Origin of the sequence: Maribacter sp. Asnod2-G09 (assembly GCF_045063795.1) — a bacterium.
GTDB lineage: Bacteria > Bacteroidota > Bacteroidia > Flavobacteriales > Flavobacteriaceae > Maribacter.
The window spans coordinates 701,707-722,626 of the sequence record NZ_JBEFOA010000004.1; the positions used below are offsets into that span (position 1 = coordinate 701,707).

Genomic DNA, 20,920 nt, shown 5'->3' on the forward strand with positions numbered 1-20,920 from the left:
AGTAACGAGAATTGGGTTCAAACAAGATGGTTAACTGTTTACTGTAGACGAGCGGTTTATAACATTCGATAACGACCGTTTTATTAAATTTTGGTTCCTACCATTAGTACCACTTAATAATCACAGAACAGTATATTGTAGGTATTCTATTATTAAAATTTCAACTAATCGCTTTTTAATGTATTGATCATCTCATATATTTAATACCTTTATATAGAATTTGATTCTAATTTAACCTTTGGAGAAAAAAACCAATACCCTCTTAATATTAGCTTTGATCGTAGGGCTAGCTTTTCATGGTTCTGCTATTTTCTTTACATTAGAATCTACCTACGATGCATTAATCCATTTATTTTTCGCCGATCATTATGCCAATAGTTGGTTTGATCCGTGGGAATATCGCTGGTATACAGGTTTTACGGTACAGTCTTATCCGCCGTTAGTACATCAACTTATTGGTATTCTCTCTTACATTGGCGGCTTAAAATTCGGTATGTATACCGTTGCATTAATAGCAATAGTGCTTTTCATCACCGGTGCATATCGGTATACGTTGTTAATGACGGGTAGTCGCAGAATAGCGGGTTACGGGGCTGTTATGGCTGTTTTCTCATCGACCTTTGTAGAAACCCTTCATATTTTCGGACAGTTACCTAGTATATCGGCATTATCGATTTTACTGCATTCTATGACCGAAATATACCTATGGATCAAAACTGGTAAAACACGCTATTTTATTACATCGGCGACTATGCTGGCCGTAACGGTAACCTCGCACCATGTTACTCCTCTTTTTGGCATGGTCTTTTTTATCGCTCCTCTAATGGGTATGGCGGTAATGGATGCTGCTAGAGAAAAAGTAGAATCATACAAAGCACTTACATTTAAAGTATTCTGGGGCACCACTTTACAGCACTTTTGGCGTATAGCCAAATTTGGTGGTACCGCTATATTTCTGCTTGTTTTCTGTATTTTCCCTTATTGGTACAACTCTAAAAGAAACCCTATTACCCAGGTAGCCATACCGCATGGTTCACGAGATAATTTCTTGGAAATAACTTCATCCGGACTCGTTTTCTTCATAATTCCGTGGGGCGTATTTCTATTTATTCTGCCCTATTTCTTTTACAGATATTTTAGTAAAAGGTATGTGTTCTTCGGATTATCATTTGCGCTATTAACCATCTTAGGAACCGGTGGCACTACCCCTATTCCGCGTATGATGCTGGGTGAAATGGCTTTTAATATTCTTACCTTGGATAGGTTTACGTTATGGGCAACCATTATGGCACTCCCCATATTCGCAGAGTTTGCCTACCGGATGGTCGAAGGCGATTTAAAAACCTTAATTCAACAAAGGTTCGGCGGAGTTTACCATAGAGTTTTAGGCGGATTGATTGCTGGCGGTATGCTGTTTATGGTACTTTTTACCATGACTTTGGGGTATTTTAGACCCTCGCAGCCAGCTAAAATAAAGATGTTACCCATTGTCAACTTTCTAGGAGCAGATTCGCATGATTCTTGGCGGTATTTACCGTTAGGTTTTGGGGATCAAATGGCTTGGCTTTCTGCACAAACCGGCGCTATGACCGTTGATGGCAACTACCACTCTGCAAGGCGATTACCCGAATTGACCACTCGGGCTATTGAGCGCATAGAGAACTCCAAATTTAGAGGTGTTGAGGGTATTGGATCATTACAGCAGTTCTTGACCGTACCCGAAAAATATAATTTAAAGTACATTTTCTCGAACGATAAATTCTACGACCCCATTCTCTACTATTGTGGTTGGCAACGGCTACAGCAATTAGAAAACGGAATTATGGTTTGGGAAAAGCTGAATGTGGCACCCATACCGCAAATAATGCCCAAGCAAGATGTACCTACCATAATGAAAATTATGTGGGGTATCATTCCGCTATCGACAGTACTGATAGCCATTTTCGTAAATATTCAGATGATTTGGGTACGGCTTTTAAAGTCCAAAAAAGTACCGGTGCATTCTTTTATGAAACTAGAACTGCCGTATAATAAATTCCCATCAAAACTTTTAACCTTCTCACATTGGTGGGCTTTGCTCGTGCTAATTTGTATGGGCTATGGCATGTATATATTTTACGTAAAAAATGTCACGCAATTATCACCCAACAATGTAGTAGAGTCTTATTATGACGCCTTAGATTTTAAAGAATTCTCGAGAGCGCATTCGTATATAGATCCAGAGCAAAATATAGACATTGCCCAGTATATGTTAGAGGTATCAGTAACCGACGGAATCTTAAGTTCATATGCAAAACTAGATTCTTTAGGTATTGAAATTTACGATGAAACCGAAAATAGCGCAAAAGCGAAGGTCTCAACAAGGTGGATCACCCCATTAGAAAATGTTTTCAATAATGACCACCACGAACTGATAAAACGAAAAAATAAGTGGTACGTAAAATCATCAAAAGTTGATAATGACATTCCGCCAGATCAACTTTTTACTGCAAACGGCACAACCTATTACAACCACGGTAGACGAAAAATTACGACTCAAGAAACCTATCATGAAGATGTTTTAAAACAACCTGTTCTTGAAATTTTATCTGCTAAGTTGATAAAATACAAAGGGCAATATAGCATTATAGGTGAGCTACAGAATGTCGACAATACGCCCGCAGATATTGTTATTAAAGCAACCTTGTATAATGACGATAATAAGGAATTGGCGAATTATAACGCCAAGCATCAAATTAAGCATAAGTTGATGCCGAAAGAAACGACAACGTTCAAAATTAACTTTGAAGGTATTGCGTGGTCATCTACCAAAGACACCCTACCACCTACTTTCAATCCAGACGAGTTTACTCCTGTTAGTTTCGAAGAACAACCTACAAAATTTAACTTGCAATCTGCAGGTAACACAGCCAATACCGATTTGTACAAGCATGTCGCTTTACAAGATTTGGTATACACAGAGCAAGGTTTTAATGGTGTATTATTTAATTCGGGCGTGCAAGAAGTAACTATACCGCAACTTATAATCTCGTATTATGATGCAGAGGGCAAGTTGCTTTGGGTAGATCATAAGTTTGTAACCGAAGGGGTACGAATACAGCGTAAGCAGTTCTTTAATTATAAACCTTTAGATCTTGATAGTTTAGCCGTTGTAAGCAGTAGTTTAGAAAATTGCTTTGTAAACGGTTCGCCTAATAAAGCCATAGCCGATAAATTATTCCCCAATAGAAAATTGGAACATGGTATGCAGCAGGCACAGCCTTTTAAAGGAAAAGGATATGAGTACATAAAGTTTGAGATTAACAGTTATATCGGTAATCCTAAATAGTATGCGTATTAAAATTTTAATGATTTTAAGTCTTGTACTGCTTGGTTGTTCTAGTAAAGAGAAAGAACAACCAAAGGAAACGAACACCCCAAATACTACCTTTATTACAGCAACAAATACAAGTGTAGCAGGCGAGGCCATTACCCTAGCTTTCAACACAGATGTGCCAACTGCCAATTTTAAACTACAAGTAAAAAATGCCTATGGTAATGTGCTATTAAATCCTAATGATACAAGTGCTGAAAACATCACTTTTAACATCCCTACAAACTTTACCAGAATTGCTGGTCCGTTTCGATGGAAGCTATTATTAAATGGTAAAACCTTACGCAATGGCACTCATGAAATTACAACGAATGCACCTAAAGCTACCTATGTAGAATCGTATTTTGGACCACGTAGCGTTACCGCAGGCAGAAATGATTTCTCTATGCTGACCATATCACCTACCGATGCTTATGACAACCCCTTAGATGATGGCACCGAGGTAACGGTTAAATATCAATTTTTAGAGAATATCGACGAGCTAAAGATAACGACGGAAAGCTTTATAGCCTGGTACAATGTGGCATCAACCTTAAAATCGGGAAGAATATTAGTAACATCAGAATGTAACGGCACCACTTCAAAAGAACTGGCAACAATTGTTTATCCTGCGAATGCGGTCAACTTTAACATCAGTAGTTCTAGTGCGCACAATTTTGCAGATGGTAACCAAATTGCAACGTTCACATCAGATATTATAAAAGATGAGTTTGGTAATATGGTCACCAATGGCACCTTGGTAACTTTTGTTATTAAAAATGAAAACGATGCTTACCTATATACTATTGGCACTACTATAAATGGTATTGCAGAGGCAAAAACATTACACCCAGATAAAGCAGCATCATGGGAAATACAGGCATTTGTAACTGGTGCTGCAGAAAGTAATACTACGGCATTTGAGTTTAAAGCTGCGATAAAAGACTATCCTGTTCATTTCTCAAAAGGGAACAGAAATATAGATATTGGTCCGTTTGAGAGCTTCATGAAACAGCTTATTCCCGACGGACTCCTATTACAACTAGAAATTTATGATACCGAAGGTAATTTTATAGAATCTAAGATAACGACCACAAAAAGCGGAGTATGTAATATTTTCTTAGGCGAGTATTTTCTGCCGGATGGTGATTATATATTCAAAATAACGGCAGCAGGTATCACAAAAGAATTTACAAAAAGTATACATGGCGATACAGTTAAATAAAACATTATACAGAACCGTATTGATAGTCACCTTTTTGGCTATTAACGGACTTATTCTATACGGAATAGGAGCTGCATGGGCATTTATGAACACCGGCGCAGATAAAACTTCTATGTTGCATTTAGAAGTACCGATGGATGATGTGTATAAACCAAACGTAGAGTGGTCAAATTTAGATAACCCTGGGCGACCAATGGAAGAGCAAGCATTGGGCGAAATCACCAACGATTACATGAACGCATGGCACGTTCGTAATATCGCATTTAAGAAAAATGACCGTTACGGTATTGAAGATTTCTACACCGATAGCGCAAGAGCTAGACTGTACGATAACATTGACCTCAACAAAAAAAACAATCACTGGTACAAGCGTACAACCCTAAGCCATAAATCTGCTTTAGATTTTTATACGGCAGATGGTACTATGGTCGTCTTTAAAGATTATAATGTTGAAGAGTACCAAGAAACGTACGAAGGCGAAACACTTATACTTAAAGAAAAAGATACCACCAGCTACCAAGTCATGATGCTTTTAGAAGACGGCTTTTGGCGAATTAGACACTTAAAAGAAATACCGACACCTACAGATACAACTGAAGTAATTGAACGGAACATAGCACCCAAACTTGAAAAAATAAAGAACCAGAAAGGTATTAACTACTACCCTAAAGATTCTCCTTGGGATACTTTTGGTAAAAGATTCAATGATACTATTATTGATCAAGATTTTCAGATCATTCAAGATATGGGTTTAAATACGATACGTGTATTTCTACAATATGAAGATTTTGGAAAAAATAGAGTCGATGCCAAAAAACTTGCACTTCTAAACAAACTTTTAGACAAGGCTCAAGACCACGAATTAGATGTTCTAATCACTTTATTTGATTTTTATGGGGATTACGATATTTCTAACTGGACACTCACCCACCGACATGCAGAAGCGATTGTAAATGCGGTTAAAGACCACCCTGCCCTATTAGGTTGGGATATTAAAAATGAACCCGACCTAGATTTTGATTCTCGAGGAGAGAATACCGTCATTCAATGGTTGAATCAAATGATTTTAGAAATTAGAAAGTGGGATAAAAAGAACCCTATAACTATTGGTTGGTCTAACCCCGAAGCGGCATTGAACCTATCGAAAGAAGTAGATTTTATTTCTTTTCATTATTATAAAAAACCGCAATACTTTATAGAATCTTATAAGATTTTGAGGTATTTAACGCCCAATAAACCGATTGTTTTACAGGAATATGGCGATTCTTCTTATGATGGTATGTGGAGTTTATTCTCAGGCTCTGACGAAAAACAAGCTGCTTATTATAAAGAAATGCAGGGGTATTTGAAAGATGAGAACATTCCCTTTTTATTTTGGACGCTTTACGACTTTGAAAAAGTACCTAGTTCTGTTGCAGGTAGTCTACCCTGGAAAACCAAAAAACAACATTTCTTTGGTTGTATCGATTCTTTAGGTAATAAAAAACCGTCGTATTACGAACTGGCAATCAAAAAGTAAAAACTATTTTTCTGCGCTAGCTACTTCAATGATACGTCTCGAAAAATAAGGCATAAAAAAAAGGCTGGTAACCACACCAGCCTTTAAATACTAACCATATCAATTCTTAATGAACCAATTTCTTCTCCATAGTTGATATATCAATATTGAAACCGCTTTCTTTCGATTTCTGGATTGCCTTAAAATAATCTATATACATTTGAGTAATAGCCGACATTGGTAATGAACATGCCGCTTTATAATTTTGTTTTGCCAATTGAATTCTATAAGCATCATCGGTAATAATTTTCTCAATGGCATTTGCCAAAGACGAAGTATCATGAGCATCAAAAAATTCGCCTACATACCCCTCTTCCTTAACTAATACACTTAAGTCACCTAAATCTGGTAAGGCAACAGCGTTACCATAACTACCAGCTTGGTGCAATACACCAGAACTACCCGTTGTAGAAGTATACGGGAAAACCGTTACTGCGCTATCTCCGAATATTTTCGGCACATCTTCTTCTGCTACATAACCTGTGTACCTAATTTGAGGCACGTGGCTATATTTTTGTTTCATTTCTTCTAAATAACCAGGTGTATTTGGACTATCTGTACCCGCAATAACGATTTCTATATCTTCATTGGTTCGAGCTCGAATTTCTTCTACCGCCTCTATAAGTATTTCAACTTTTTTGTACGTACCGAACTTACCAAAAGCCATTACCTGTTTTGGACCAGCCGGAAGTTTAAAATCTGGCTCTGGCGGAGTTTCAAATGCGCCATGCGGAATTAAAGCTACATTCTTAACCTTGTATTTATCTTCAAGCGTAGTCACATATTTACTAATAGTAACCGCAAGAATATCTGATGCCAATACAAACTTCGTCAATGTTGTACCTATAAAATTATAGATACTTTGTAACAGCTTGTTTTTAGTAAAACCTGCATTTTCTAAATCGACCTGTTCTAAAATATTATGCAAAAGTGAAATAGTTGGTATTCCCTTAGACTTGCAAATAAATGGAAGCATTAGCCCTAATGCAGCCGGTATTTTCTTATCTCCGAATTTCAAAAACTGAAGATTGAACAATACGGCATCTGGCTTTGTTTGAGAAATAGTTTTGCTAATACCGAAGATATTGCTGTAGCTATTAAAACTCCAACATTCTTTTACCGTAATCTTACAACCGTTTTCTTCAAAGTTTAAATCTTTAGGTTCTTCGGTTCGATCGGTGATCAAAATTAATTCAGTCACTTCTTCTTGAAGTCTAAAGTGTTTTACCAAGTAATAACCGTACTCTGTTAAAGTTACTTTACTAGGCGGATAGGCGGTTACGATTGCTAATTTCATTTGAGCTAAATTTTAATATACAGGGTTATTTTGTGTTGGTATAGTCGTGCTAAACCAAATTATTTTGTTTTTTTAAGGCTGATGAATCCTTTTTATTCTTGATGATGAAAAATAATAACTGTGCTACCAATAGTATAATCATGGCAATAATTTGCATGTGAACTACTGTTTCAAGATTATCATGATAAAGCATGATTAGTGCCACTTGAGAAAAGCCTAACAATCCTGATAATATTACAGGTGAATATTGATTTAACGACAGAAAGTAATATGCAAAAATATTAGACACTGCGAATAGTGATGTCGCCAATGCATACTTCCAAAGTAAATGTGCAATAGATAAATAAGCATCACCGAACATTAACGTAATAATCAAATTCGGAAATAGAAAGCATACAAAAACTATAAAGGTCGATAAGCCACCAATAAAGAATACATACTTAAAAAGAACCGGAGCCGTTGGCTCACCATCTTTTTGTTTTTGAATGACGGTTGGCATCAAAAGCATTACGAACATCCAAGCAACAAAATACACAACCCTACCAATCAATGCCAATGATGAATACAAGCCAGCCTGTTTATCATCGAAATAATGTTTGACCAATAGAATATCGCTATTGTTTATAATAATCTGCGTAAGTTCATAACCAGCCGTAAGGCCAATAAAAATCCAGACTTGTTTTAATTCTACCGCAGCTAATTTGTCTTTAGAAAAAACTTGAACACCTTTAAAATCGGACGGAAAAAGTCCGAATACAAAAGAAAGTGCAATACCTGCTGATATTAAAATTCCCGGTTCAAAGGGCAACAATAACAGCAAAGCAAAAGTAATCAATAACCTACTCCACATTTCTGTCTGGTAGGTACCAGCTAATTTACCGAAGTCATGCTTGCCTTGAAATCTACCCCTGTTTACACTCATAACAAAGTATAAGGGTATGGCAACAGCGAATATCATGAACATGTAATGGTTCTGCGTATTAAAGAGTGCTTGTAGATTTTTAGAAAAAATGAGTACAAGAATACCCGTAAATACACCGAATACCAATGCATATCTATACATAGTATTCTTAAAAGCGATCCATGTATAATCTGTGAATAATACAGCAAATTTTGTGGTTGCCAATTGAAAAGTCATACCAACAAAAGACAATACTAAAAGCAATGTCACTAAAAGTGCCGCATCGGCAAAAGCCTCAGGTCCAAGTAATCTACCTAAAAGTAAATTGTATAAATAGTTACCACCATTTACCAGCAAAGCACTACCCATAAACAAATGTTTAGGGGAGATTCGCTTTAAAGCCAATTTAATTGCTGTCATGATTTTGATAGGGTTTTCGGGGGTTTGGTAGTATTAATTTATCTGTAGACGAAAGCGATTTTTGCCAACTGACCAACAATCTTTACAGAATCTTTCATTGAAAGTTTAGAACCATCGGCATGTATCCATCTTTTTAATGGCTGCTCACAAATAAGTTTTTTGGCTTCGGTTTTACCAAAGTATTTTCGCATTCGAATAAACATTTCAACATCGAACAACCACTTGGTAATAAAAGGTTTGCTAAAAAGTAAAGGAACTACTGAGCGATCCATCACTTTTGCTCCACATTGCGTATCATTGAACGGCATTCTTAAAATGGTTCTAATGATAAGATTAATGGTCATACTAATTATCTTACGAGCAGATTCTTTAGTAATATCGGCACCCATTCTACTCATTCTAGAACCACTAACAATTTTAAAATCAGAGTTGTCTAAGGTTTCAACCAAATCGTCAAAATCTCTAAAATCGGTGGAGAGATCGGCATCTAAAAATCCGATATAATCTAATTGAGGGTCTTTTGCCATGTGTAGCATACCCAATCGAACCGCTTCGGCCTTACCTCCATTTTTCTCACAATCGTATATACTAATATTACTTTCGTTGCCTTTTCTTAGTTCTTCTAAAACTTCTAGAGTTTTATCTGTACTACCATCGTTTACAAAACAAAGATGGTAACCAAGGTTACTATGAGCAAAATCTCTGAACTCTTTACCTAAAAGGCGTTCTTCTTCATTGTAACAAGGTATTACAACCCCCACACAATTTTTTTGAAGCATTCTTGCGCTACTAGACTCTTGAGGGTTCAGTTCTACAACTGGCGCGCCAATCAACCTTTTAATACGAGCCGCCATTTCAGACAAACTCACAGGTTTTTTCATATAATCGTCGATGCCTAAAGTAAAGCCATCTGTAATAATGGTTTCATCGGTATTACCCGACATCACTAATACCGGAGTAGTATTACGCTTGCCTTCTTTAATATGTTTAACAACATCTAAACCAGACATATCTGGCATATTTATATCTACAAGAACCAAATCTGGTTCAAATGAATCATATACTTCTATTCCTTTTTTACCAGAATCAGCTGTTTTTACATCATAACCTAATTCAGTAAGTCTTTTCTCAACAGACAATAAAATAAGCTGTTGGTCATCTATGGTTAGTATTTTCATGGTTTTACGTAAGTAAGATTTAACTTACATATAACGCTAAGTTTTGTAAAAATTGTAGTTTTAAAGTGAAAAACTATAATTTAATTTTCAAAAATAACACAGCTAAACCCCTGACAGATACCTAATAAACAGGGCTATCGTTGAAATACACCCTTTTAAAAATTTTAAAAAAAATTATTAAAATGTGTTCTTTATAGTAAAAATGTACAACTTGAAATAAAAAAATAAAAAGGGAGTAGCTAACCATACTACCCCCTTTTACACAAAACCTAACCAAAAATTTTATGCCATTAATTCTTTTTCAACCATAGGTACATCTAAAGTGAACCCTTTAAGTTTTGCAACTTGCAATACTTTAAAATATTCTACATACATTTTCGTAATATCTTCCATCGGAAAAGAACACGCTGCTCTATAATTAGCTTTTGCCAAATATGTTCTATAAGAATCATGCATTAATATATTTTCTATGGCATCTGCCAATGAAGATGCACTTTCAGGTTCGAAGAACTCTCCTTTATAACCTTCTTCTTTTACAAGTATACTAAGGTCACCTAAATCTGGCAACGCAACCGCTTTGCCATAACTACCAGCTTGGTTCAATACACCAGAACTACCCGTTGTAGATGTATATGGAAAAACAACTACAGCGCTTTCACCAAATAGTACCGGTACATCTTCTTCTGCTACATAACCGGTAAAAACTAACTGGTTTACATGCGCATATTTCTTTTTCATACTTTCTAAGTACCCAGGTGTATTTGGGCTATCTGTACCCGCAATTACGATTTCAATATCTTCATTAGTACGTTGTCTAATTAATTCGATTGCCTCGATCATAATCTCAACCTTTTTGTAGGTGCCGAACTTACCAAAAGCCATTACTTTTTTCGGTCCGGCAGGTAAGCTGTAATCTGGTGTTGGCGGAGTTTCAAAAGAACCATGCGGAATTATAGCCACATTTCTAGATTGATATTTGTTTTCTAATATAGTTTGATATTTGCTAATAGTTACCGCAACGACATCCGACGCTAAAACACATCTTGTTAAAACATTACCGATACCATTATAAATTTTCTGCAGCAATTTATTTGAGGTAATACCAGCGTTATCTAAATCTACCTGTTCTAATATATTATGTAATAAAGAAATAGTTGGTATGCCTTTTAACTTGCACATTAATGGTAACATTAACCCAAGCGCAGCAGGTATTTTTTTATCTCCGAATTTTAAAAACTGTAAATTAAAAAGTACAGCATCGGGCTTTGTTTCTGAAATAGCACGATTGATCTTAAAGATATTTTTGTAATCATTAAAACTCCAACACTCCTTAATCGTAATTTTGCATCCGTCTTCATTAAAACTAAGGTCTTTTTCACCTTCTGTCTTATCGGTTATCAAAATTATTTCTGTTACCTCTTTTTGAAGTCTAAAGTGTTTTACCAAGTGATAACCGTATTCGGTCAATGTTACTTTACTTGGTGGGTAGGCGGTTACAATTGCAAGTTTCATAGGTTAAGTTTTACTATACTATTGGGTTATTTATGCTACAAATATCTAACTATGATGTAGGATTTTGAGGTGGTTTTAGGTGGATGAAGCGTTACTATAGATGAATGGAAGAAAATACTAGTTAAGCCTTATTTAATTATCATACATCTTTAAATCAATCCATTACAAACAGAAAAATATAACCACTTAAAGTATGATAAATAAAAAAGCCCGAAGATGGGGGATTTCCTCGGGCCAGACTCACCTAACATTAAAGTATTAAGAGGTCTTGTTCAATATGTTATTATGAGCGAAATAAAGTAACTGTGCTACCAACAATGTAACCATAGCTATAATTTGAACCTGTACCACCATATATAAGGTGCTATGAAAGAACATGATCATAACAATTTGCGATATACCCAACACGCCAGAGAGTATTACAGGTATATATTTATCTAGTGATAAAAAGTAATAGGCAAATATATTTGAGATTGCAAATAAAGAAGTTGCCAGAGCATATTGCCATAACAACGGCGCCATTGAGGTATAAGCTTCGCCAAACATTAACTGTATTATTAGTTCAGGAAAAACGGCACAGCAGAAAATTATGCAAATAGCCAATACCCCAACATAACTTACATACTTCACTAATATTGGTGCAGTTGCCTCACCATCTTTCTGCTTTTGAACAACGGTAGGTAGTAGCAGCATTACGAACATCCAAGCGACAAAATATACGACTCTCCCAATCATGGCTAAAGAAGCATAGAGTCCGGCATTTACGGTATCGAAATAATGTTTCACCAAAAGAATATCACTATTATTTATTATAATCTGGGTAAGTTCATAACAAGCGGTCAGTACTATAAAACTGATTACTTTTCTTTTATTTTCTTTGGATAAGGTAACTTTTGCGGTGATGCTTTTTATATTAAAATCGGTAGGTATTAATCCGAATACAAACGACAATCCGATACCTAATGCTACCAAAAATGCAGGTTCAAAAGGTACCAACCATAGTAACCCGAGTGTGATTATTAACCTGCTCCACATTTCTGTTTGATAGGTAAGCGATAATTTCTGATAATCTTGTTTGCCTTGGTATCTTCCTCTATTGACCGACATAAAAAAATACAAAGGCACCGATACGGCAAAGGTTTTAAATAATAGAGAAGATTCTGTATGAAATAGTTCTTGTAAGCTATCGGCAAATGCGAATAGTAAAATACCTATTAGTGTACCAAAACCTAATGCATACTTATATAACAATTGTTTTAAAGCCACCCACTCATCATTGCTGAACAAAATTGCAAATTTTGCTGTAGCCAATTGAAAAGTCATTCCTAAAAAAGATAACACGAGTAGTAGGGTAATGAGTAAAGCGGCCTCACTATATGCTGCCGGACCAAGCAATCTACCCAATATAAGGTTATAGAGATAATTACCTCCGTTTACGACGAGCACACTACCCATAAACAATTTTTCTGGAGAAATTTTTTGTAGTACTAGTCTAATTGCTATCATAATCACGTTTTTTTTTAAGTCTCAACATTGACTTGGTTCTACATCAAATATCATAAAGGCTACCCTTATATTTTAGGGGCTTTAGGTCGATGACCAATTACTGTAGACGAATGGCAATTATCGTACTTCCGTAACGGCGGAGTCAATTTTATCTTTACAATATTGAAAAAGACAAATAAATCGCAATAATTACCGTTAGGTATTTGTAGTATTAATCTCACTTTGAATGATTCGTAAAGTAGTATTCCTTATTCTTTTAACCTCATCTTTCTTAAAAGCACAATCTGATATGACCAAAGGCTTTGGTCTTTTAGAGAAAGGTGACTTTCAAGAGGCAGAACTTTTTTTTGGTGAATACCTTAAAACTGACCCCGACAATAAAACGGCATTGCTTTGTTATGGGCGAGCCGTAGGGTTAAGTGGCGAGCCACAAAAATCAACTGGTTTGTTCGCAGATCTTTTAAAAGATTACCCTGGTGATTTTGAAATTTTAATTAATTACAACGAATCATATTTGTGGGCGAAAGAATATGAACAAGCAAGACCCTTGTATGCAGATTTGGTAGAAAAATTCCCGACGAAATTCGGTGCAGTATTGGGTTATGCCAATACCTTAAGTAATTTGAAAAAATACGAACTGGCATTAAGTTGGGTTGAAAAAGCAATTGAACTAGAACCAGAAAATGCAAGTGCAAAAGTCTCTAGAAAATTTATGCGTTTGGGTTATGCAAGCGAGTTTGTAAATAATCAGCAGTACGGTAAAGGAGAGCAAACATTAAAGAAAATTTTTGAAGACTTCCCTGAAGACAAAGATGTTCTTATAAACTTGGCGAACTTATATCTCATTATAAAAGAGGCGGACAAAGCAAAAGATATATATGTTAGATATGCAACGACCCCAAAAGATTCTATTACAGCTCTAAACGGTATTGCATTGGCAGAACATATCGATGAAAATGATAAAGAAGCACTTATTATCGCCAAAGGAGCAACGGTAAAGGTTGATAAAATTGATGATGTAAAACTTACCGAAAGTACTTATGATCGTTATGTTCAAGCCTTAATATGGAACAGAAAGTTTATTTCTGCCAGAAATAAGATTGATAGTTTAGAAGTGCACTACCCTAACAAAAATTGGATACTAGCTTTAAAAGCTACATTAGGTCTATACACTGGTGATGCAAAATCTAGTGTTGAAAGTTATGATAGAATTTTGGTTAATGACAGTGCTTCATTTGATGGTAATTTAGGCAAGGCAAATGCCTTGTTTGCATCTGACAAAATTATACCTGCATACAGTATGGCAAACCAGACCTTAAAATTCTACAAGAATCAAAAAGATGCCAAAGGCTTTATTGAGAAGCTGAACTTAATGCATACACCTACAATTGAAGAGCATGCTGCTTATACTTTTGATAATGGTAACAATACAGCCTTTTTTACGAATACTACTGTAGACGTACCTTTCTCTACAAAATTTAGAACTACAATTTCATATTTCTTTCGATCTACAGAAAATACGGTTACCGATAATAAAGCAACCTCGCATGTAGCATTGGTTGGTTTACAGTATAAGTTATTTCCGAAAACGGTTTTAAAATCGGTACTGGGTATAAACAATTCTAGATTTTTAGACGAAGCATATACCCAGCCTGTTATTGACTTAAAACTAGATTTACAACCTTTTAAACTACAGAACCTAACACTAGGTTACCAAAGAGAGGTTCAGAGTTTTAATGCCGAATTAATTGAAAGAGAAATTGTTCAAAATCATTACGGGTTAAATTATAATTTAGGTACGAATGTCAATTTTGGTTGGTATACACAATTAATGCATACACAACAGAGCGATGATAATGTTAGAAATTTATTGTTCACATCTCTGTATTACAATGTATTACGAAAACCTGCTTTAAAAATGGGGGTCAATTACCAGTACATTACATTTAAAGACCAAGTGCCTACCATATATTTTAGTCCTGAGAAATACCAGGCAGTTGAACTGTTCGCCGATATACGAGGTAAAATTTCTGAAAAGACTACCTATATGGCCAGTGCCGCAACAGGTATTCAAAAAGTCGAAGATGACCCTAATACCAATATTTTTAGAGCAGAAGCCTCAGTACAACATCAGTTTTCTAAACGATTTAGTTTAAATGTATACGGTAAGTATAGTAATATTGCCTCTGCCACTGCAGCTGGTTTTGAATTTACCGAAATTGGGTTAAAAGCTAAATGGTTGTTTTTAAAGAAACCATTATTTCACAAGAAATTGGACTTAGATCAATAAGTTAAATCGAACATTTTAAACCTTTTTACGCGCTATTATTTATCTAAAAAGCGATAGAAAGAACCTTATAGGTAATTTCTTGCTGCTCACTGGGTTTTATTAGGTAATTACACCATATTTCTTATAAAAAAATATGTTGATAATTTAAAAAATGTAAGAATTTTACTTATTTTAGCGTAAGTAAAAAAATTCCAAATTGAGCACAGGTTTATGAAAATGAAACTCTAACTGAACTTATATGTGGAAAAGAGTTTTAATGATGTTTATTGGCCTTTATGTGCCACTTTTTGTGCTTACCTTTTTTTTATATTTCTCCCAAAGGGCAGAACTAATTAAAAATATTACGGAACGTCAGATTCGTGCAAACACGATGAAGAAAGTTTCCTTTGAAGAAGAATGCCAATCTTTTTTACGTAATACCAATTATTGGGCTAGTCTAAAATATCCCAAGAATTTTGATCCATTAGTAGAGCATTCCTCATTCTTAAATTCTTATCTAGAACTCATTGAATATATTACTACTTATGATCAATTTCGCTTTATAGATTTAGAAGGAAAAGAATTTTTTAGAGCCGAACGAGTTGGAAACGATTCTATTATAATTAGCGCTTTACAAAATAAAAATCACCAACCTTATGTAAAAGCAGGATTACAATTAAAAAGAAATCAAATATATCTTTCTCAAATAAGCTTAAATAGAGAAAATGGGAAAATTGAAAAACCGTATAAACCAGTTATTAGAATTGTGGCTCCTATTTTTGATAATGAACAAAATCAAATAGGTTTAGTGGTCATTAATTTTAAAATGAAAAATGTTTTGGACCAAATGAAATCTACAGTTGAAGACAAAAATGTTTATTTGTTAGATGAGGATTACAGAATTATAAGTTCAAGTACTATAAAAGAAGATGTGCCATATGAATCTGGAAATGAAAATAGCACTTTAGACGGTATTTTAAAAACTACATTAATAAGCCATAATCGAGACAGCACTTTTGTTGAAAATGATCATATATGGTCGCAGCAATCTATTAATTTAAATGGAGCAACATTTACGTTTGGTTCTAAATCAAACTTACCAAAAGAAATAGTAACCCCATCTAATTGGCTTCTGGCCTTAGAAATACCTCAAAGAGTAGTAAAAGCCGAATTACAGCCTGTCTTTGAAAGAATGTTAACCTTTAATTTTATTTCAATTATTAGTCTACTAACGCTATGCTATATTTTTCAAAAAAAGAAAATTGAAAAAGAACAATTCTATACAGAGCTAGAAAATAAAAACATTCTATTAACAAGAAGTAAAGACAAATTAGAAGAGAATAATGTAATAGTCAATGAAATGAACAATAGCTTAGAAATTCGAAATAAGCAGTTAAGTGACTTCAACTATTTAATTTCTCATAACCTGCGCTCACCAGTTACCAGTATGTCGGTGATTGTTGAGATGATACAGAAAGAAAAAAATCCTGAAACATTAAATCAATTACTACCTAAACTAGATCAAGTAGCTAAAAGTATAACCAACCTAACCGAAGACATAAATGACTATGTAGCTATACTTGATACTAAAGAAATAAAAATAGTTGACATCGATTTAAAAGAATTGATACTTGAGGTTAAAAATGAATTTACAGAAACACTTTTAGATAATACTGGCTTTGAAGTTCAATTAAATTTAGAGGCTTGGAACCATATTTTATATTCTAAGTTCTATTTACAAAGCATCGTTCATAATTTTATTTCTAATGCTATTAAATATAAACGCGACAATGTCGATTCGTATATTCAATTTGAATCTGCAATAGAAAATAAACAAAAGGTGTTGTATGTTCGAGATAATGGAATAGGATTAAATCTAGAAAGACACGGCGATAATGTCTTTAAATTATACAAACGCTTTCATAGAAATATCTCTGGTAAAGGGATGGGACTTTTTTTGGTGAAATCTCAATTAGAAGCTCTTAATGCAACAATAACAATAAATAGCAAAGTAGGAGAAGGAACTACATTTAAATTAATATTCGAAAAATGAACACAAAACCAAACATTTTATTAGTCGATGACGACGAACTGTATTTGTATTTAATGCAAAAGACAATTCATCAAATATCAAAAGAATTGGTGGTATCCACATTTACCGATGGAGAACAAGCTGTTGAATATATTGCAAAATGTACTGAAGAGCAGGTAGAACTACCCGAGGTCATATTTTTAGATATAAATATGCCATTTTTAGATGGCTGGGGCTTTTTAAACGAATTCAAAAAACTGAAACCTAAAATTATTAATAACATTAATATTTACATGGTCAGCTCATCTATGCGCGAAAGCGATGTTAAAAGAGCTTCTAATTTTGAAGAGCTTACTGGGTACGTAGTAAAGCCAGTAAACAAAGTTCAGCTAGCAGAAATATTTAAAAAGATTTACCACGAAAATTGGTAATTATCACTTTAGAAAAAAACTTAAAGCAAATTTAAACGCCTCATTAATTCTGGGCGGTTAGAGCGGCTAATAGGCACCACATTTTTAGCTATAAGCACACTATTATCTTCTATATCAATAATTTTGGTAAAGTTGATAATGTACGATCGGTGTATTTGTAGAAACAATTTTTCAGGTAATTTTTCTTTTATTTTTTTCAAGGTAGTATGTACCCTGTGGTCTTCTTTCTCTGTTTTAACATCAATGTAATCGCCTTTGGCTTCGATAACCAAAATTTCATTGAGTTTCAATTTAATTAACCTTCGGTCTATATTAATATACAAATCTTCACCTTCAGCTGAATTTTGTTGTGTTGCTGCCTGTGCTTGTGGCTTTTTGACAGAAGTATTCTTAATTTTTTCTATACTTTTTTCAAAACGCTCTAGGGTAATCGGTTTCACCAAATAATCAACAATACATTCATATTCATAAGCGGCTATTGCAAAATCTGTATCAGAAGTAGTCATTACTACTTTTGGTGGATCTTTAAGTGTTTGTATAAAATCGACACCACTAAAACCAGGCATGTGAATATCTAGAAAAATAACATCAATATTCTGTTGATTTAAAAACTTGATTGCCGAAATGGCGTTGTCAAATTCTTCAATAACATCAAGCTCAGGTATTTTTGAACAAAGTTGCCTTACAACTAGTCTTGCCGTGGCTTCATCATCGATTATAATACAGTTCATTTAAATTGTTTTAATGTATTCTTCAATAGTTTCTAATACTTCAACGAATTTAGATTGACTATCGTGCTTTCCGTCCAATAATTCCATTTCATAGGCTACTGCTAGCTTATAAGAATTTTCCATTCCTAAAATATTGAACTTATGTTTTAGTTTATGAACTATTTCGGCAGTTTCTTTTACCCTTGTAGTCTTAACATGACCAAAATACTCTTCTTTTTCTAAAGGAAACTCGTTTTTAATAATATCAAGAAACTGATTTCTAAAAGAGATATCGTCACCAGCAAGCTCGTCTACATAATTAAGGTTAGGTTGTTCTATCATGAATTCTTTTTTAATGTGATATAAAACGTGGTACCAACGTTTTCTTCTGATTCTAACCGAACATCGCCTTCATAAAGTACCGCAATTTTCTTAACAATTGCAAGTCCGATGCCGGTAGCATTATTGGCTGTCTCCAGCTTTTTAAACATTTCAAAAATTCCTTTTTGATGCTTTTCAGGAATTCCCTTTCCATTATCTGAAACACTAAACTTCCAATAAGTGTCATCTGCCTCGTAACCAATTTTTATAACTCCTTTTTGAACATGTTCAGTTGCTGTTACAGCATTGGTAAAAAGGTTCATGAACAATTGCTCTAAACGTGCTCTTTCAAAGAACATTTCTGGCAATTCATTATCATACTCAAAGGTTATGTTTTCAGGTACGTATATTGTTTTTTCTATATCTCTAAGGCTATCTTCTAAATTAAAAGTGACTTTATGTTCTTCTGTTTCACCCATTGTAGCATGTTTCAGTATGCCGCTAATAAGCTTATCCATCTTGGTAAGGTTTTGAGATACCAATGTGCAATTTTCTTTACTTGTATCAGAAAATTTCTCTTTTTCATCTTCCATAATCCAACTCATCAACGCATTGATATTTCGAATAGGAGATTTTAAATCATGCGACACCATTTGCGCATAATTGTTTAATGATTCATTCTGGTTTTCTAAACTAGTAAGTAATTTATCTTTTTCTGCAGTCATCTCAGAAACCTGAGTTGCCAAATTACTTATATAAGATGCAAGCTGTTCTGTATTAAACTCTTCTTGAATCTTAATAGTTTTTTCATCATTCAAATTCTCTCTTAAACTAAGAATCGCATTTTCTAGAGAAATAAGAATACTCTTTTGTTGTAATGCTTCTTTCTGTAATCTTTTATTAGCTTCAAAAAGTTCATCTGAACTTATGGTAGATGCTCTATGAAGCATAGAAAATTTATCGTCAAAATTTTCATACGATTTTTCTATAGCTTCTAAAAAGTTTTCCATTTCTGGATGCACCTTTAGATCTTCAGGTAAATATTTTCGAATTTGTCTTTTTAATAGGGAATGCATTATTCGCTAAATAAGGTTAAAGTCATAGTCTGGTTGTGCAATTTACAACTATCTTGACCGCTAAAAGGGGCCATTTCGCCATAGGAGTAAAATCCGCTTATAACCGTATTATCACCAATTACCGATTTAACTTCTTCGATTTCTTCTTCTGTTCGTTGATCCATGACCAACTTTCTACCAATACAACTGATTAATAATGCCAACTCTGGAGAATTCTTTCTACCACCCATAGCGAGCTCTGCTGCATGAAATGCACCATTGGCAATATCATCTACCGACGACATCATTAATTGCACCCTTGCCCCTTCTGGAACGTCGCCAGCTAATGTCATTGTATTTTCTGCTTCATCAATATTTAGAATAGTTCGAACCAAGGGCTCTGCATCATCTGTTACCTTTACACTTAAAGGGTAAAGCAATGCCGACTTCGGCAATTCATTTGCTTTTTCACCTAAATAGGTCTTGTAAAGATCCAATGCAGGTTTACCATCTAACTCAAAAAGTAGATTACCTACAGATTTTGTAATAATACGTTCAGGTCCAAAAGTGGTCCATCCACCATAATTAGAGCTTGTTATTTCTAAGGTATCACCATAAAAACCTATGGCTATTATTTCACCTTCTTTCGGATTTTCGTTATAAGATGCCAATGTTCTTTCAAAACGATCATCATCACCACATAATCCGCCAGAAAGTCCAAAACTCGTATTTTTTAAATGTTCTAAACCTTCTATAAGGGCACTGCCATTAACAGTACTACCTTCAGATATTACAAATAAATGCTTCAAATTATCTTTAGGAAACTCAGCTATTAAACCTTCGCCTAGTTTTTTATCATCATTTTTAAAATCTACAACATTGTTTCTTTTTACCAAAATTGAACTCTTCTCAAATTCAATAGCAGTTAAAACAACGCATCCGTCTAAAACAGTATCATCTATAATTTCACCCGAAGTTGTACCAAAAACAATATGACCATCGGGAAATAATTCGCTTACCTCAGCATATATTTGATCATTTTCTAACATATATCGGTTACCAAAAACAAGAACTAAGGGTTCTTTTAATTGTTTTGAATCATTAAGTACAAAAGACTCATTTGTTTTTTTTATTCCTTGAACTATTTTCATTT

The 20,920-nt window shown here is 34.4% G+C and carries 15 protein-coding genes; 6 read left to right on the plus strand and 9 right to left on the minus strand.

The features are described 5' to 3' along the window. Nucleotides 1-238 precede the first annotated feature (238 nt). From ACJJVT_RS10065 to ACJJVT_RS10075, 3 genes are read left to right on the plus strand one after another with little or no spacing between them, the layout of a single operon-like run. Nucleotides 239-3,328 carry a hypothetical protein gene (locus tag ACJJVT_RS10065; protein WP_405398358.1) on the plus strand — a complete coding sequence of 1,030 codons (3,090 nt, stop codon included), beginning with the start codon at nucleotides 239-241 and terminating at the stop codon, nucleotides 3,326-3,328. A gap of 1 nt (nucleotide 3,329) precedes the next feature. Continuing rightward, nucleotides 3,330-4,577: a hypothetical protein gene (locus ACJJVT_RS10070; protein ID WP_405398360.1), complete on the plus strand. Its 1,248-nt coding sequence runs from the start codon at nucleotides 3,330-3,332 to the stop codon at nucleotides 4,575-4,577. Further along, nucleotides 4,558-6,096: a glycoside hydrolase family 2 TIM barrel-domain containing protein gene (locus tag ACJJVT_RS10075; protein WP_405398362.1), complete on the plus strand. Its 1,539-nt coding sequence runs from the start codon at nucleotides 4,558-4,560 to the stop codon at nucleotides 6,094-6,096. Before ACJJVT_RS10070 ends, ACJJVT_RS10075 begins: the two co-directional genes overlap by 20 nt. A 106-nt stretch (nucleotides 6,097-6,202) precedes the next feature. On the opposite strand, the gene ACJJVT_RS10080 is transcribed toward ACJJVT_RS10075, so the two are convergent. The 5 genes from ACJJVT_RS10080 to ACJJVT_RS10100 form a co-directional block, all read right to left on the minus strand. Then, nucleotides 6,203-7,432 (minus strand): glycosyltransferase, encoded by a 1,230-nt coding sequence (locus tag ACJJVT_RS10080; protein WP_405398364.1) that lies wholly within the window; start codon nucleotides 7,430-7,432, stop codon nucleotides 6,203-6,205. Nucleotides 7,433-7,481: 49 nt separating this feature from the next. Next, on the minus strand, nucleotides 7,482-8,753 hold the full coding sequence (locus tag ACJJVT_RS10085; RefSeq protein WP_405398366.1) for a sugar isomerase: 1,272 nt from the start codon (nucleotides 8,751-8,753) through the stop codon (nucleotides 7,482-7,484). Between the two features lie 38 nt (nucleotides 8,754-8,791). Continuing rightward, on the minus strand, nucleotides 8,792-9,931 hold the full coding sequence (locus ACJJVT_RS10090; RefSeq protein WP_405398367.1) for a response regulator: 1,140 nt from the start codon (nucleotides 9,929-9,931) through the stop codon (nucleotides 8,792-8,794). Nucleotides 9,932-10,213: 282 nt separating this feature from the next. Beyond that, entirely contained in the window at nucleotides 10,214-11,443 is a 1,230-nt protein-coding gene (locus ACJJVT_RS10095; RefSeq protein ID WP_405398369.1) for a glycosyltransferase, read from the minus strand. Nucleotides 11,444-11,701: 258 nt separating this feature from the next. Then, the gene (locus tag ACJJVT_RS10100) at nucleotides 11,702-12,949 is read right to left on the minus strand and encodes an oligosaccharide flippase family protein (RefSeq protein WP_405398371.1); all 1,248 of its coding nucleotides are present in this window, start codon (nucleotides 12,947-12,949) and stop codon (nucleotides 11,702-11,704) included. Nucleotides 12,950-13,175: 226 nt separating this feature from the next. Here ACJJVT_RS10100 and ACJJVT_RS10105 point away from each other — a divergent pair, with 226 nt between their 5' ends. The 3 genes from ACJJVT_RS10105 to ACJJVT_RS10115 all read left to right on the plus strand — a co-directional run bounded on the left by ACJJVT_RS10105 (nucleotide 13,176) and on the right by ACJJVT_RS10115 (nucleotide 17,681). Beyond that, on the plus strand, nucleotides 13,176-15,239 hold the full coding sequence (locus ACJJVT_RS10105) for a tetratricopeptide repeat protein (RefSeq protein WP_405398373.1): 2,064 nt from the start codon (nucleotides 13,176-13,178) through the stop codon (nucleotides 15,237-15,239). A gap of 238 nt (nucleotides 15,240-15,477) precedes the next feature. Further along, a complete protein-coding gene (locus ACJJVT_RS10110) occupies nucleotides 15,478-17,271 on the plus strand; it encodes an ATP-binding protein (RefSeq protein WP_405398374.1) in 1,794 nt (597 codons plus the stop codon). Next, the gene (locus ACJJVT_RS10115; RefSeq protein ID WP_405398376.1) at nucleotides 17,268-17,681 is read left to right on the plus strand and encodes a response regulator; all 414 of its coding nucleotides are present in this window, start codon (nucleotides 17,268-17,270) and stop codon (nucleotides 17,679-17,681) included. The genes ACJJVT_RS10110 and ACJJVT_RS10115 overlap by 4 nt, the downstream gene beginning before the upstream one ends. 20 nt (nucleotides 17,682-17,701) lie before the next feature. Here the strand turns inward: ACJJVT_RS10115 and ACJJVT_RS10120 are convergent, their stop codons facing one another. Genes ACJJVT_RS10120 through ACJJVT_RS10135 form a run of 4 tightly spaced genes read right to left on the minus strand, consistent with a single transcriptional unit; the run spans nucleotide 17,702 to nucleotide 20,918 of the window. Further along, entirely contained in the window at nucleotides 17,702-18,412 is a 711-nt protein-coding gene (locus tag ACJJVT_RS10120; RefSeq protein WP_405398377.1) for a LytR/AlgR family response regulator transcription factor, read from the minus strand. Further along, nucleotides 18,413-18,733, minus strand: coding sequence for an Hpt domain-containing protein (locus tag ACJJVT_RS10125; RefSeq protein WP_405398378.1), 321 nt, complete (start codon nucleotides 18,731-18,733; stop codon nucleotides 18,413-18,415). Then, the gene (locus tag ACJJVT_RS10130; RefSeq protein ID WP_405398379.1) at nucleotides 18,730-19,788 is read right to left on the minus strand and encodes an ATP-binding protein; all 1,059 of its coding nucleotides are present in this window, start codon (nucleotides 19,786-19,788) and stop codon (nucleotides 18,730-18,732) included. Before ACJJVT_RS10130 ends, ACJJVT_RS10125 begins: the two co-directional genes overlap by 4 nt. Beyond that, the gene (locus ACJJVT_RS10135; protein ID WP_405398380.1) at nucleotides 19,788-20,918 is read right to left on the minus strand and encodes an FIST signal transduction protein; all 1,131 of its coding nucleotides are present in this window, start codon (nucleotides 20,916-20,918) and stop codon (nucleotides 19,788-19,790) included. The genes ACJJVT_RS10130 and ACJJVT_RS10135 overlap by 1 nt, the downstream gene beginning before the upstream one ends. Nucleotides 20,919-20,920: the final 2 nt, after the last annotated feature.

Coding starts and splice junctions, on each gene's coding strand:
- ACJJVT_RS10070 (WP_405398360.1), top strand. CDS start 3,330: ATGCGTATTAAAATTTTAATGATTTTAAGTCTTGTACTGCTTGGTTGT.
- ACJJVT_RS10075 (WP_405398362.1), top strand. CDS start 4,558: ATGGCGATACAGTTAAATAAAACATTATACAGAACCGTATTGATAGTC.
- ACJJVT_RS10080 (WP_405398364.1), bottom strand. CDS start 7,432: ATGAAATTAGCAATCGTAACCGCCTATCCGCCTAGTAAAGTAACTTTA.
- ACJJVT_RS10085 (WP_405398366.1), bottom strand. CDS start 8,753: ATGACAGCAATTAAATTGGCTTTAAAGCGAATCTCCCCTAAACATTTG.
- ACJJVT_RS10090 (WP_405398367.1), bottom strand. CDS start 9,931: ATGAAAATACTAACCATAGATGACCAACAGCTTATTTTATTGTCTGTT.
- ACJJVT_RS10095 (WP_405398369.1), bottom strand. CDS start 11,443: ATGAAACTTGCAATTGTAACCGCCTACCCACCAAGTAAAGTAACATTG.
- ACJJVT_RS10100 (WP_405398371.1), bottom strand. CDS start 12,949: ATGATAGCAATTAGACTAGTACTACAAAAAATTTCTCCAGAAAAATTG.
- ACJJVT_RS10105 (WP_405398373.1), top strand. CDS start 13,176: ATGATTCGTAAAGTAGTATTCCTTATTCTTTTAACCTCATCTTTCTTA.
- ACJJVT_RS10110 (WP_405398374.1), top strand. CDS start 15,478: ATGTGGAAAAGAGTTTTAATGATGTTTATTGGCCTTTATGTGCCACTT.
- ACJJVT_RS10115 (WP_405398376.1), top strand. CDS start 17,268: ATGAACACAAAACCAAACATTTTATTAGTCGATGACGACGAACTGTAT.
- ACJJVT_RS10120 (WP_405398377.1), bottom strand. CDS start 18,412: ATGAACTGTATTATAATCGATGATGAAGCCACGGCAAGACTAGTTGTA.
- ACJJVT_RS10125 (WP_405398378.1), bottom strand. CDS start 18,733: ATGATAGAACAACCTAACCTTAATTATGTAGACGAGCTTGCTGGTGAC.
- ACJJVT_RS10130 (WP_405398379.1), bottom strand. CDS start 19,788: ATGCATTCCCTATTAAAAAGACAAATTCGAAAATATTTACCTGAAGAT.
- ACJJVT_RS10135 (WP_405398380.1), bottom strand. CDS start 20,918: ATGAAAATAGTTCAAGGAATAAAAAAAACAAATGAGTCTTTTGTACTT.